Annotated in this window: 11 protein-coding genes; 6 read left to right on the forward strand and 5 right to left on the reverse strand. The window is 66.6% G+C overall.

The features are described 5' to 3' along the window. The 5 genes from dnaA (at position 1) to gyrB (ending at position 7,300) form a co-directional block, all read left to right on the forward strand. Positions 1–1,614, forward strand: a complete 1,614-nt coding sequence (gene dnaA, locus B840_RS00005; RefSeq protein WP_042620419.1) for a chromosomal replication initiator protein DnaA — start codon at positions 1–3, stop codon at positions 1,612–1,614. A 587-nt stretch (positions 1,615–2,201) separates the two neighbouring features. Next, positions 2,202–3,389: a DNA polymerase III subunit beta gene (dnaN, locus tag B840_RS00010; RefSeq protein ID WP_042620420.1), complete on the forward strand. Its 1,188-nt coding sequence runs from the start codon at positions 2,202–2,204 to the stop codon at positions 3,387–3,389. 29 nt (positions 3,390–3,418) lie between these two features. Beyond that, positions 3,419–4,600, forward strand: a complete 1,182-nt coding sequence (gene recF / locus B840_RS00015; RefSeq protein ID WP_042620421.1) for a DNA replication/repair protein RecF — start codon at positions 3,419–3,421, stop codon at positions 4,598–4,600. Next, entirely contained in the window at positions 4,593–5,114 is a 522-nt protein-coding gene (locus tag B840_RS00020) for a DciA family protein (protein WP_042620422.1), read from the forward strand. Before recF ends, B840_RS00020 begins: the two co-directional genes overlap by 8 nt. A 125-nt stretch (positions 5,115–5,239) precedes the next feature. Next, positions 5,240–7,300, forward strand: a complete 2,061-nt coding sequence (gyrB, locus tag B840_RS00025) for a DNA topoisomerase (ATP-hydrolyzing) subunit B (protein WP_042620423.1) — start codon at positions 5,240–5,242, stop codon at positions 7,298–7,300. Positions 7,301–7,328: 28 nt separating this feature from the next. On the opposite strand, the gene B840_RS00030 is transcribed toward gyrB, so the two are convergent. From B840_RS00030 to B840_RS00050, 5 genes are all read right to left on the reverse strand, one after another. After that, positions 7,329–7,961 carry a metallophosphoesterase family protein gene (locus tag B840_RS00030; RefSeq protein ID WP_042620424.1) on the reverse strand — a complete coding sequence of 211 codons (633 nt, stop codon included), beginning with the start codon at positions 7,959–7,961 and terminating at the stop codon, positions 7,329–7,331. Between the two features lie 4 nt (positions 7,962–7,965). Then, a complete protein-coding gene (locus B840_RS00035; protein WP_042622381.1) occupies positions 7,966–8,406 on the reverse strand; it encodes a DUF6918 family protein in 441 nt (146 codons plus the stop codon). A gap of 341 nt (positions 8,407–8,747) precedes the next feature. After that, positions 8,748–9,698 (reverse strand): LPXTG cell wall anchor domain-containing protein, encoded by a 951-nt coding sequence (locus tag B840_RS00040; RefSeq protein WP_156971795.1) that lies wholly within the window; start codon positions 9,696–9,698, stop codon positions 8,748–8,750. Positions 9,699–10,330: 632 nt separating this feature from the next. Beyond that, entirely contained in the window at positions 10,331–10,597 is a 267-nt protein-coding gene (locus B840_RS00045) for a hypothetical protein (RefSeq protein ID WP_042620426.1), read from the reverse strand. Continuing rightward, positions 10,594–10,806 carry a hypothetical protein gene (locus B840_RS00050; RefSeq protein WP_042620427.1) on the reverse strand — a complete coding sequence of 71 codons (213 nt, stop codon included), beginning with the start codon at positions 10,804–10,806 and terminating at the stop codon, positions 10,594–10,596. The genes B840_RS00045 and B840_RS00050 overlap by 4 nt, the downstream gene beginning before the upstream one ends. A 121-nt stretch (positions 10,807–10,927) precedes the next feature. Between B840_RS00050 and gyrA the strand changes: the two genes are divergently transcribed. Next, positions 10,928–13,474: a DNA gyrase subunit A gene (gene gyrA / locus B840_RS00055; protein ID WP_042620428.1), complete on the forward strand. Its 2,547-nt coding sequence runs from the start codon at positions 10,928–10,930 to the stop codon at positions 13,472–13,474.

The raw sequence follows: 13,474 nt of genomic DNA on the forward strand, positions 1-13,474 counted from the left end.
GTGACAGATGAGCAGCATTCTCTCGCCCAGACCTGGGAGGCGATCAAGGCGGAACTTCTCGACCAGTCGGAACGCCCCGACACCGACATCCCCGTCTTCACCCACCAGCAGCGGGCCTTCCTGGGCCTGGTGCAGCCGATCGTGCTCGTCGACGGCTACGCCGTCCTCGCGACCCCCCACGCCATGGCCAAGCAGGTCATCGAGGACGACCTCGGCCCGCACATCGTGAAGGTGCTCTCCGAACGCACCGGCCGGCCCTGCAGCCTGGCGGTGTCCATCCAGCCCGAGGCTGCCCCGCCGCCCGCCCCTGCGCAGACCCAGGTCCAGACCCAGGTGCAGGGCATCCAGCAGCAGATTCCCGATCACCAGCTCGGGTGGAACACATCGCACACGACCCAGCCGAGGCCTCCCGTGCAGCGCGAGGTGCCGGCCTCCCGGCCGCAGCCACCGGCCCCGCCCGCGTACCCGCAGTACCAGTCGAGCTCCGCGGCCGCGCCGCCGAACCCGGCCCCCGCGGCGCCGGTGTACCACCAGTCCCAGCGCATGCAGCGGGAGACACCGGCGCACGACCCGAACCGCGAGCGTTCGCTGAACCCGAAGTACACCTTCGAGAACTTCGTCATCGGTTCCTCCAACCGTTTCGCCAACGGTGCCGCCGTGGCCGTGGCGGAGAACCCGGCCCGCGCCTACAACCCGCTCTTCATCTGGGGCGGTTCAGGTCTGGGCAAGACGCACCTGTTGCACGCCGCAGGCAATTACGCGCAGGTGCTGCAGCCCGGCCTGCGGGTGAAGTACGTCTCCAGCGAGGAATTCACCAACGACTACATCAACTCGGTCCGCGACGACAGGCAGGAGTCCTTCAAGCGCCGTTACCGGAACCTGGACATTCTCATGGTCGACGACATCCAGTTCCTGCAGGGCAAGGAGGGCACCCAGGAGGAGTTCTTCCACACCTTCAACGCCCTGCACCAGGCGGACAAGCAGATCATCCTGTCCTCCGACCGTCCGCCGAAGCAGCTGACCACGCTGGAGGACCGCCTGCGCACCCGATTCGAGGGCGGCCTGATCACGGACGTCCAGCCGCCGGACCTGGAGACGCGCATCGCCATTCTGGAGAAGAAGGCCCAGGCGGACGGCACGCACGTCGACCGCAGCGTCCTCGAGCTCATCGCCTCGCGCTTCGAGTCCTCGATCCGCGAGCTCGAGGGCGCGCTCATCCGCGTCTCCGCCTACTCCTCCCTGATCAACGAGCCGATCAACCGGGAGATGGCGGAAATCGCGCTGCGCGACATCCTCCCGGACGCCGCGGACGTGGAAATCACCGCCTCCGCCATCATGGAGGTGACCTGCGAGTACTTCGGCATCACCATGGAGACGCTCACCGGCGCCGGCAAGACCCGTTCCGTGGCGCACGCCCGCCAGCTGGCGATGTACCTGTGCCGCGAGCTGACGGACCTGTCCCTGCCGAAGATCGGCAACGAGTTCGGTGGCAAGGACCACACGACCGTCATGTACGCGGACCGCAAGATCCGCGGTGAGATGACGGAGAAACGGGACGTGTACGACGAGATCCAGCAGCTGACGCAGCTGATCAAGAATCGCGGCCGCGCCTGACCTCACCGCTCTTATCGACGCCGCCCCGGGCTGCAGGATCCTCCTGCGACCTGGGGTTTTTGCGATTCATCCCCAGAAAAGAAGGCCATCCACAGGGTTGTCCACAGCAGTGTAATTACAAGAATGTAAGTCAGAGAGATTAGTCACAGAGTGGCCGGGAGCACATTCGGGCGGGGGCCTGTGGATAACTATGTTTCCCCTGTTGAGAAGTGGTGTCCGGGGTGGGGAGCAATTGTGGACAACTCCGCCTGTGGATAATTTATCCACAGATGGGCAGAGTTATCCACAGGTTGTCCACACCCTGAATCACACCGTGTATTCGATCCGCTACCTTGTGATTCAGGGCCCCATCCACAGATTGCACAGGACCTATTGTTACTACTCCTTTTAAAACTTGTAATTTCTAAAGAAGAAAAAGGGTGTGGGGAGAACAGCTCGGCAGGGCGGGCCGGGGCCGCCGCGGCGGGGGACTTCCTGGAATTACAGGATTTCGACTGACGGGACCGTGGGGTACGTTGGTGATTGTTGTTTCAGGTCCGCCCGTCCTTCCGGCGGTGGATCACACATATTTCGAGGAGCCCGAAAGCATGGAGTCGCAAGCAGTGTCGTTCCGGGTGGCCAGGGACGACCTGGCCAACGCCGTCGGGTGGGTGGCCAGGAGCCTGCCCACCAAGGTGACCCAGCCGGTGCTGCGCGCCATGCTCGTCACCGCGGACGACAACGGGTTGGAGTTCGCCGGCTTCGACTACGAGGTGTCGACGCGGGTGCGCATCGCCGCCGAGGTCGGTGAGCCCGGACGCATCGCAGTCGCCGGTAAGCTCATCGCGGAGATCGTCAACATGCTTCCGAACAAGCCCGTCGAGCTGCGCGTCGAGGGCTCCAAAGCGATGCTCTCGTGCGGTTCCTCCCGTTTCGAGCTGCCGCTGATCCCGCTGGACGACTACCCGCAGATCCCGACCCTGCCCGAGGTCACCGGGAGTATCGACCCGGCGCTGTTCGCCGAGGCGATCACCCAGGTCGCCACCGCTGCGGGCAAGGACGACACTCTTCCCATGCTCACCGGCGTGCACATGGAAATCTCCGGCAGCGAGGTGAAACTCGCCGCGACCGACCGTTTCCGTCTGGCGCTGCGCACCTTCGAGTGGGATCCGGTCTCTCCGGACGTCCAGGCGAAGCTGCTCATCCCTGCCAAGACCCTGCTCGACAACGCCCGCACCCTGGACTCCCACGTCCGGGAGCCCGTGGAGATCGCCGTCGGCGCAGGCGAGCAGATCGGCGCTGCCGGCCTGTTCGGCGTGCACACCGACAGCCGCGAGACCACCACCCGCATGCTGGACGCGGACTTCCCGAACATCCAGCCCCTGCTGCCGAAGACCCACACGTCGATGGCCACCGTGGAGATCGCCCCGCTGCAGGAGGCCATCCGCCGCGTCAGCCTGGTCACCGAGCGCAACGCCCAGATCCGCATGCAGTTCAGCGAGGGCGAGCTCATCCTCTCCGCCGGCGGCACGGAGTCCGGCCACGCGGAGGAGCGCCTGCCCTGCGGTTTCGCGGGCCGCGACGAACTGACCATCGCCTTCAACCCGGGCTACCTGCGCGACGGTCTGGCAGTGGTCAACACCAACCGGGTCGTCTTCGGTTTCACCGAACCCTCCCGCCCCGCGATCCTCATCCCGGAGCCGGAGCAGCTGCCGGAGGCCGACGCCGACGGCACGTTCCCGACGCCCGACTCGGAGTTCACCTACCTGCTCATGCCGGTCCGGCTGCCGGGCTAGTTCCAGCTTCGTCCGGGAGGTGAGCACACATCTACATCAGGACGCTTGATCTGCGGGATTTCCGCAGCTGGCCGCAGCTGACCCTGGAGCTCGAGCCGGGGATCACACTGTTTCTCGGCCGCAACGGCTTCGGCAAGACCAACATCATCGAGGCCGTGGGCTACATCGCGCACCTGTCCTCGCACCGCGTCTCCCACGACGCCCCGCTGGTGCGGGCGGGGGCGGTAAACGCGCGGATCACCGCGACCGCGGTCAACCAGGGCCGGGAGTTGACTGCCCACCTGCTGATCAAACCGCACGCCGCGAATCAGGCGCAGATCAACCGGACCCGGCTGAGCTCACCGCGGGAGGTGCTGGGGGTGGTGCGTTCCGTGTTGTTCGCGCCGGAGGACCTGGCGCTGGTCAAGGGGGAGCCGGCGGAGCGCCGCCGCTATCTCGACGACATCATCGCCACGCGCAGTACCCGCCTGGCCGGGGTGAAGGCGGACTACGACAAGGTGCTGCGCCAACGCAACGCGCTGCTCAAGACGGCGGGCGCTGCGCTGCGCCGCGGTTACCGGGACTCCGACGGGGCGAGCGCGCTGGCCACCCTCGATGTGTGGGACGGGCAGCTGGCCGCCCTGGGTTCTCAGGTGACCGCCGCGCGGCTGAACCTCGTCGACGAGCTGGGCGACCTGATCGCGGAGGGTTACGCGGGTCTGGCGCCGGAGTCGCGGCCGGCGCAGGTGGGTTACCGGTCGACGGTGGCGTCGGAAAGCAGGGACCCGCAGGTCCTCGAGGCGGAGATGCTCGCGGAGCTCGGCCGGGGCCGCCAGCGGGAGATCGAGCGCGGGATGTCGCTGGTGGGGCCGCACCGCGATGATCTGGCGCTGAAGCTGGGCGGGCAGCCGGCGAAGGGATTCGCGTCGCACGGCGAGACCTGGTCTTACGCGATCTCGCTGCGCCTGGCGGAGTTCCGGCTGCTGCGCCGCGACGGTTCGGATCCGGTGCTCATCCTCGACGACGTGTTCTCGGAGCTGGACGCGGGCCGCCGCGAGCAGCTGGTCAGGCTGGCGGCGGAGGCCGAGCAGGTGCTCATCACCGCCGCGGTGGCCGGGGATCTGCCGGATAATCTCGGCGAGCTGTCCCATGCCCCGCTCCGGCGTTTCACCGTCGGCGTCCGGGACACCGGGGAGGGCCGCGTCAGCGTGCTGGAGCCCGACGATGAGTGAGCAGCCGGACCCGGTCAAAGCCGCGTTCGATGCGATGCAGCAGGCGGCGAAGCGGCGGGGCGCCACCCCGCTGCCGCCGCGCAAACCCGCCGCCAAGAAGACCCTGCCGCCGCGGATCGGCCGGCCCACCGGCCGCGACGGCCGACGAAGGCGGCGCCCGCTGGAGGTGGATTCCCTGGGTTCGGTGCTGGGCACGGAGATCTCCCGGCGGGGCTGGGAGAAGGAAATCGCCGGCGGCTGGGTGACTGGGCACTGGGACGAATTGGTGGGGGAGAAGATCGCCCAGCACACGGCGGTGGAGATGATCAAGGACAAGAAACTGTTCATCACCTGCGATTCCACTGCCTGGGCCACGAACCTGCGGATGATGCAGAGGCAGATTCTGCAGGTCATCGCGGAAAAGGTGGGCCCGAACATCATCGTGGAACTGAAGATCTTCGGGCCGAAGACGCCGAGCTGGCGCAAGGGGCCGCTGCATGTCAAGGGCCGCGGGCCGCGCGACACCTTCGGATGAGGGGATCCGCCGAAAACGCGCGAGAACGCCCCTCCACGGCGCGAGACCCCTTCTCTGGTGGTTCCCCATTAGGTGTAGACTAAGGAGGTCTGAAATTACCTTCTAGCGAGGAGAACTCGTTTCACGTGGCAAACGCTGAAAACAATTACGGCGCGTCATCGATCACGATCCTCGAGGGCCTCGAAGCTGTCCGGAAGCGTCCGGGCATGTACATCGGTTCGACCGGCCCCCGTGGTCTGCACCACCTGGTGTGGGAGGTCGTGGACAACTCGGTCGATGAGGCGATGGCGGGTCACGCCACCAAGGTTGAAGTCACCCTGCTGGCCGACGGCAGCGTGCAGGTGCTCGACGACGGCCGCGGCATTCCCGTGGAGATGCACCCCTCCGGTGCGCCGACCGTCCAGGTCGTCATGACCCAGCTGCACGCCGGCGGCAAGTTCGACTCGGATTCCTACGCGGTCTCCGGCGGCCTGCACGGCGTGGGTATCTCCGTGGTCAACGCCCTGTCGACCCGCGTCGAGGCCGACATCAAGCGCGACGGCAAGCACTGGATCCAGAACTTCAACAACTCCGTCCCGGAGGAGCTGGTCGAAGGCGGTAACGCCCGCGGCACCGGCACGACGATCCGGTTCTGGCCGGACGCCGAGATCTTCGAGACCGTTTCCTTCGACTACGACACGATCTCGCGCCGCCTGCAGGAGATGGCGTTCCTCAACAAGGGCCTGACCATCACCCTCAAGGATGAGCGGGTCAGCGACACCGAGCTCGAGCTGGAGGCGCTGGCCGAAGCGGGCGACACCGCCCCGTCCATCGACGGTTCCTCCTTCGACGACAGCGATATCGAGGAGGCCGAGGCACCCGCCGGCGAGGCTCCGAAGCCGCCGAAGAAGCGTGAGAAAAAGGTCGTCTACCACTACCCGGACGGCCTGGTGGACTACGTCAACCACCTGAACAAGGGAAAGACCCCCATCCACCCGTCCATCGTGGGCTTCGACACCAAGGGTGCGGACCACGAGGTCGAGATCGCCATGCAGTGGAACTCGGGTTACAAGGAGTCGGTGCACACCTTCGCCAACACCATCAACACCCATGAGGGCGGCACGCACGAGGAGGGTTTCCGTTCGGCGCTGACCTCGTTGATGAACAAGTACGCCCTGGCGCACAAGCTGGTCAAGGAGAAGGACCCGAAGCTCACGGGCGAGGACTGCCGCGAGGGTCTCGCCGCGGTCGTGTCCGTGCGTGTGGCGGAGCCGCAGTTCGAGGGCCAGACCAAGACGAAGCTGGGCAACACGGAGATCCGTTCCTACGTCCAGCGCATGGTCAACGAGCATGTGGCCTTTTGGTTCGACGCCAACCCGGCGGAGGCCAAGGCCATCGTGAACAAGGCGGTGTCCTCGTCCCAGGCGCGTGTGGCGGCGCGCAAGGCACGCGAGCTGGTGCGCCGCAAGTCCGCGACCGACCTGGGCGGGCTGCCGGGCAAGCTGGCGGACTGCCGCTCCAAGGATCCGGTGGCCTCCGAGCTCTACATCGTGGAGGGCGACTCGGCCGGTGGTTCGGCGAAGGCCGGCCGCGACTCCATGTACCAGGCGATCCTTCCGCTGCGCGGCAAGATCCTCAACGTGGAGAAGGCGCGCCTCGACCGGGTGCTGAAGAACGCCGAGGTCCAGGCCATCATCACGGCCCTGGGCACCGGGATCAACGAGGAGTTCGACATCTCGAAGCTCCGCTACCACAAGATCGTCCTCATGGCGGACGCGGACGTCGACGGCCAGCACATCGCCACCCTGCTGCTGACGCTGCTGTTCCGCTTCATGCCGGACCTCATCGCCGAGGGCCATGTCTTCCTGGCGAACCCGCCGCTGTACAAGCTGAAGTGGTCCAAGGGCGAGCCGGGCTTCGCGTTCTCCGACCCGGAGCGCGACAAGTTGATCGCGGAGGGCCTGGCGGCCGGCCGCAAGATCAACACCAACGACGGCATCCAGCGTTACAAGGGCCTGGGCGAGATGAACCCGAACGAGCTGTGGGAGACCACCCTCGACCCGACGGAGCGCATCCTGCGCCGCGTCGACCTCGAGGATGCGCAGCGCGCTGACGAGCTCTTCTCCATCCTCATGGGCGATGATGTCGCGGCCCGCCGCTCCTTCATCACCCGCAAGGCGAAGGACGTCCGCTTCCTGGACGTGTAAGGCCTGCTTATCGACATCCCCGCGCTGCTCACCCCAGCGCGGGGATATCTATTTCCAGCATCTCGCCCATGCCGATCCAGCCGATCCACGGGTCGTCGTTGAGCACGACGGGGGAGTGGACGTGGCCCAGCAGGCACGCCCCGTAGCCGCGGGACAGGAGGTGTTCCTGGGTGGTGGGCAGGCAGGGGTTCTTGGTGTACTGGCCCTCGACCTCGGTGTGCAGCACCCCCACGTGGCCGGGTTCGTTGACCCGGGGCAGGTCCTTGAGCAGGTCCCGCGGGTCCGGGTCGGCGACGACGTTGGCGGCGTGGAACAGCAGGGGCACGCCCGGCACCCGGATCTCCTCGATCCCGTCGCCGCGCGGGCGGTGGACGCCGGGGAGGTCGGGGAAGCGGGGGATCATCCCGGAGCCGACGTCGTGGTTGCCCCACACGTGAACCAGGGGCAGGGTGAGGTCGCGGGTGATGTGGCGGAACAGGGCTATGCCGTCCGCCAGGTCCGCCTCCGTGGCTTTCTTCTTGTCCAGCAGGTCCCCGGTGAACACGATGGCGTCAGGGCGGATGGCGGCCCCGGCCAGGGATTCGTAGGCCCACTGCACCCCGGGGGACTTCTTTTTCCCCAGGTGCAGGTCGGCGAAAGCGAGGAGGCGGACCGTAGCCATGTGCCTAGGGCATGTGCTTCTGCAGGATGCGGCCGAACTCGGGGATCTCCGGCTCGATGACCTTGGCGGCCTTACCGCGCAGGGCGTTGTAGGCCTTGGCCAGCGGGGCGACGGTGATGGACTCGGCGTTGCGGTCCGCGATCGCCATGAGGGAGTCCACGACCTGGCTGCTACGGCCGGCGAGGAAGGCGCCGAAGTCGCTTCCGCCCTCGTTCCGGAAGGCCTGCCAGTGCGGCTGGAGGTCGCCGAGCACATCCGGGAGCATCCGGTTGAGGCCCTTGGACACGATGTCGCCGTCGATCTTCTTGGCGGCCGCCACGGCGCCCTTCATGGCGGTGCCGCTGAGGCCGGACTGCTTGGCGACGGTCGCGTCCGCGAACGCGGCCAGGTCCGCCAGCACGGCGGGACGTTTGTCGTCGGTCAGGAGCAGGGAGAGATCAGTCATGGTTGCCAGCCTAGCGTCAGGCTGGCGGCCGGGTGGGGTGAAAAAGAGGCGATCACCATGGTTGAACTCGTCCGGGATGGTCCGGACGGGTTCAACGACGGTGATCGCCTCCGCGTTGTGGTTCTTCCGCCGCAGCCTGTTAATCACACAAGTAACTTTAATTGACTGCAACCACAACGTTACTGACTTTACACATAAGCACGCAATCCCGCCAAGGAAACAAGCGGGGAATGTCCCCACCGTGTCATTATCGACATCCGCGCAGTTCAACCACGAAAAACCGCCCCGCACCCGGAGGGTGCGAGGCGGTCCGTCATGCTGCCCGGTGCGGGCCGTCCGTTTTAGGCGGAGCGGCGGCGCAGAACCAGGAGGCCGGCGCCTGCGGCGGCGGCGATGAGGCCGACGGCGAGGGCGATCATGGTGCCCTCAACGCCGGTGTTGGCCAGCTGCTTCTGCTGTGCGGCCTGGGCCGGAGCGGCGGCCTGCTGCTGAGCAGCCGGTGCAGCCTTGGCCGGGGCGGCCTGCTGCTTTGCCGGTGCGTACTGCTTGGCGTTCTCGGCCTGCTGCTGAGCCATGGCCTTGTGATCGACGAAGTCACCCTTTCCGCCCTGGCCCGGGGTGCCCGGCACTGCGGGAGCAGCCGGGGCTCCGGGTGCTGCCGGAGCAGCCGGGGTGGTGGTCGGGGCCGGAGCCTGGTCGTTCGAGGAGCCGTCGGAGGAGCCGGAGCTCAGGAGGGCGGACCCGGCGAGGCCGGACAGGCCGAGTGCGGCAGAGCCGCCGAGGGAGGAGTCCTCGGTGGGCGGGGTGTCGTCGGAGGAACCGGAGGAGAGGTCAGCGGAGCCGTCGCCCGGCGCCGGGCCGTCGGAGGATCCCTGGGAGGAGCCGGAGCTCAGGGCCGCAGAACCAAGAGCGGCAGAACCGAGGCCGGACAGGCCGAGTGCGGCAGAGCCGCCGAGGGAGGAGTCCTCGGTGGGCGGGGTGTCGTCGGAGGAACCGGAGGAGAGGTCAGCGGAGCCGTCGCCCGGCGCCGGGCCGTCGGAGGATCCCTGGGAGGAGCCGGAGCTCAGGGCCGCAGAACCAAGAGCGGCAGAACCGAGGCCGGACAGGCCCAGTGCAGCGGAGCCGCCGAGGGAGGAGACCTCGGTGGGCTCTGTGGTTGGGGGACTGGAGGTGGTGCTGGTTTCGGTGGTGCTGGTTTCGGTGGTGCTGGTTTCGGTGGTGCTGGTTTCGGTGGTGCTGGTTTCGGTGGTCGGCGGTGTGCTCTCATCGAGGAAGCAGTTCGCGTTCAGCATGTAATAAGTCACTTTCTCGCCCTCGACCTCTACGGTCTGTTCCCGGGCTCCCTGAACGTTGTAGGTGACGAACGTTTCTTCCGCGTTATGGGTGGCGCAGGAGTTGTGGGGTCCACCCGGACCTCCGTTTGCGGCCAGATCTTCGGGGCTCAGGACCGATTGGCCAGTAGGAACGAAAATGTACGCTTCGCCTTCCTGCTGAGTCTGAACCAGTACGAGGGTGCCGCCTTCGACCGGGATGCTGTTTTGGGCCCCGGCCTGGGGGACGAATGCGAGGGAGGCTGCCAGGGCGACGCCAGCGATTGCGGCGGAAATACGCTTCTTGGACATGGTGTTCCTTAAGGGACGAAGTACAGAGGGATCGGTCGTCGGAAACGATTCCGGAGCTGCGACCGAGCCGGCTGAGGGAAATCATCCCAGCGCCGACTACGTCTCACAGACTAAGTGAGTTGGATGAGAAATTGGTTGTAAGCGAAAAGAATCCTGTCAATTGGGAAAAAGATAAGATCATAGCCTCCCCTGCCTGGGGGTGAAATTGGTAAATATTCAGGATATTTGAGAAAGAAGCGATTTTTCCTCGGTCCGAATTGTGGCTGTTGTGACTGCTGTGAAGTGTGGGGCGTTTCGACCGGTCACGTCGCCAGGCGGACATAAACCGCCTCGCAGGCCGTTGCGAAATCCCGGTTCCGTCCGCTCAGTGGCTCCAGGCGGGCCACGGCCCGGGCGAGGGCCGCGCCGGCGGCGGCGGGATCGGCGTGCACGGCGAGGCCGTGGATGCGGGCCCCCGGCACGGACGCGGCGGCCACGAGGGCGGCGAAATCCCGGACCTGCACACGGTGGGCGGCGCAGAACTCATCGGCGATGAGCAGCAGCTGCTCCGGCGTGAGGGGGGGTGTCATCCGCGCGCCCGCCTTATCCGGGATTCCAGATCGGCGTGACCGGGGATGACGTCGCGGGCGAGCTGGGCGACGGCGTCGTCGGCAAGCAGGCGGTTCGCGGCCGCGACGATGGCGCGGACGGCGGCCTCGTGCTTGCTGGAGCCCTGGGCCCCGGCGAGCAGCGTCAGGGCGCGGTCCTGTTCAGGGGTCAGGCGAAGGGTCATGGCCATGTCCCAGTGATACCAGAATGGTGGCAGATTGCGGGGGAGGAGCGCAGAAAACTGCCGGAGAAGCCCCTCAGTGGCTTGGGGGTAGTATAGGGGGATCTACACCCTCAACAGATAGGTGATCATGAGCGACGACACCCCCACCGGTGGAGGAGACCTCTTCGACCGCATCCAACCCATTGACATCAATGAGGAGATGCAGACCAGCTACATCGACTACGCGATGTCCGTCATCGTGGGTCGTGCGCTGCCAGAGGTGCGCGACGGCATGAAGCCGGTCCACCGGCGCATCATGTACGCGATGTTCGACAACGGCTACCGGCCGGAGCGCGGTTATGTGAAGTCCGCCCGCCCCGTCGCCGAGACCATGGGCAACTACCACCCGCACGGCGACGTGGCCATCTACGACACCCTCGTTCGCCTGGCCCAGCCGTGGAACATGCGCTATCCGCTGGTCGATGGCCAGGGCAACTTCGGCTCCCGCGGCAACGACGGCCCCGCCGCCATGCGATACACCGAGTGCAAGATGTCGCCGCTGGCCATGGAGATGGTCCGCGACATCCGCGAGAACACCGTCGACTTCTCCCCGAACTACGACGGCAAGACCCGCGAGCCCGACGTCCTGCCGGCGCGCGTGCCCAACCTCCTGATGAACGGCTCCGGCGGCATCGCCGTGGGCATGGCGACCAACATCCCGCCGCACAACCTCAACGAGCTGGCCGACGCCATCTACTGGCTCCTGGAGAACCCCGACGCGGACGAGAAAGAGGCCCTCGACGCATGCATGGGCTTCGTCAAGGGCCCCGATTTTCCCACCGCCGGCCTCATCATCGGCGACCAGGGCATCCACGACGCCTACACCACCGGCCGCGGGTCCATCCGCATGCGCGGCGTCACCGAGATCGAGGAGGTGGGCAACCGGCAGACCATCGTCATCACCGAGCTGCCCTACCAGGTCAACCCGGACAACCTCATCGCCAACATCGCCGAGCAGGTCTCCAACGCCAAGCTGGCCGGCATCTCCAAGATCGAGGACGAGTCCTCGGACCGCGTCGGCCTGCGCATCGTCATCACCCTCAAGCGCGACGCCGTGCCGCGTGTGGTCCTGAACAACCTGTACAAGCACTCCCAGCTGCAGGCCAACTTCGGCGCGAACATGCTCTCCATCGTCGACGGCGTCCCGCGCACTCTGCGCCTGGACCAGATGCTGCGCTACTACGTGGCCCACCAGATCCAGGTCATCGTCCGGCGTACCCAGTTCCGCCTCGATGAGAAGGAGGAGCGCGCCCACATCCTCCGCGGCCTGGTCAAGGCCCTCGACATGCTCGACGAGGTCATCGCCCTCATCCGTCGTTCGCCCACCGTGGAGGAGGCCCGTTCCGGCCTCATGTCGCTACTCGACATCGACGAAGTTCAGGCCGACCACGTCCTGGCCATGCAGCTGCGCCGCCTGGCGGCCCTGGAGCGCCAGAAGATCGTCGACGAACTCGCCGAGGTTGAGCTCATCATCGAGGACCTCAAGGACATCCTGGCCAAGCCGGAACGCCAGCGCACCATCGTCCGCGACGAGCTCGCCGAAATCGTGGAGAAGTACGGCGACGAGCGCCGCTCGCGGATTGTCGCCGCCACCGGCGACGTGTCCGAGGAGGACCTCATCGCCCGCGAGAACGTGGTGGTCACCATCACCTCCACCGGCTACGCCAAGCGCACCAAGGTCGACGCCTACAAGTCGCAGAAACGCGGCGGCAAGGGCGTGCGCGGAGCAGAGCTGAAGCAGGACGACATCGTCCGCCACTTCTTCGTCAGCTCCACCCACGACTGGATCCTCTTCTTCACCAACTTCGGCCGCGTCTACCGCCTCAAGGCCTACGAGCTGCCCGAGGCCTCCCGCACCGCCCGCGGCCAGCACGTGGCCAACCTGCTGGAGTTCCAGCCCGAGGAGCGCATCGCCCAGGTCATCCAGATCCAGACCTACGAGGACGCCCCCTACCTGGTGCTGGCCACCGCCCAGGGCCGGGTGAAGAAGTCCCGCCTCACCGACTACGAGTCCGCCCGCTCCGCCGGCCTGATCGCCATCAACCTCAACGAGGACGACCGTCTCATCGGCGCCGCCCTGGTCAACGAGGGCGACGACATCCTGCTGGTCTCCCAGTTCGGCCAGTCCATCCGCTTCACCGCCGACGACGAGCAGCTCCGCCCCATGGGCCGCGCGACTGCCGGCGTGAAGGGCATGCGTTTCCGCGGTGATGACCAGCTGCTCGCCATGAGCGTGGTCCGCGACGGCGAGTTCCTGCTTGTCGCCACCTCCGGCGGCTACGGAAAGCGCACCGCCATCAACGAGTACTCCACCCAGGGCCGCGGCGGCCTGGGCGTGGTCACCTTCAAGTACACCCCCAAGCGCGGACGTCTCATCGGTGCTGTCGCGGTGGATGAGGACGACGAGATCTTCGCCATCACCTCCGCCGGCGGCGTCATCCGCACCGTGGTCAACCAGATCCGGCCCTCCTCCCGCGCCACTATGGGTGTGCGCCTGGTCAACCTCGAGGACGGGGTGGAACTGCTCGCCATCGACAAGAACGTCGAGGAAGAGGGCGAGGAAGCGGCCGAGGCCGTGGCCAAGGGTGACATCGACGGGCCCGCCGAGCGCGCCCAGAAGAAGGGCCAGGAGTAG

It is taken from the genome of Corynebacterium marinum DSM 44953, assembly GCF_000835165.1.
In the GTDB taxonomy this organism is placed as follows: Bacteria; Actinomycetota; Actinomycetes; order Mycobacteriales; family Mycobacteriaceae; genus Corynebacterium; species Corynebacterium marinum.

What these genes read in the sequence shown, in the direction of transcription:
- gyrA (WP_042620428.1), top strand. Translation starts at nt 10,928, where the DNA reads ATGAGCGACGACACCCCCACCGGTGGAGGAGACCTCTTCGACCGCATC.
- B840_RS00030 (WP_042620424.1), bottom strand. Translation starts at nt 7,961, where the DNA reads ATGGCTACGGTCCGCCTCCTCGCTTTCGCCGACCTGCACCTGGGGAAA.
- B840_RS00050 (WP_042620427.1), bottom strand. Translation starts at nt 10,806, where the DNA reads ATGGCCATGACCCTTCGCCTGACCCCTGAACAGGACCGCGCCCTGACG.
- B840_RS00045 (WP_042620426.1), bottom strand. Translation starts at nt 10,597, where the DNA reads ATGACACCCCCCCTCACGCCGGAGCAGCTGCTGCTCATCGCCGATGAG.
- B840_RS00020 (WP_042620422.1), top strand. Translation starts at nt 4,593, where the DNA reads ATGAGTGAGCAGCCGGACCCGGTCAAAGCCGCGTTCGATGCGATGCAG.
- dnaN (WP_042620420.1), top strand. Translation starts at nt 2,202, where the DNA reads ATGGAGTCGCAAGCAGTGTCGTTCCGGGTGGCCAGGGACGACCTGGCC.
- B840_RS00040 (WP_156971795.1), bottom strand. Translation starts at nt 9,698, where the DNA reads ATGCTGAACGCGAACTGCTTCCTCGATGAGAGCACACCGCCGACCACC.
- B840_RS00035 (WP_042622381.1), bottom strand. Translation starts at nt 8,406, where the DNA reads ATGACTGATCTCTCCCTGCTCCTGACCGACGACAAACGTCCCGCCGTG.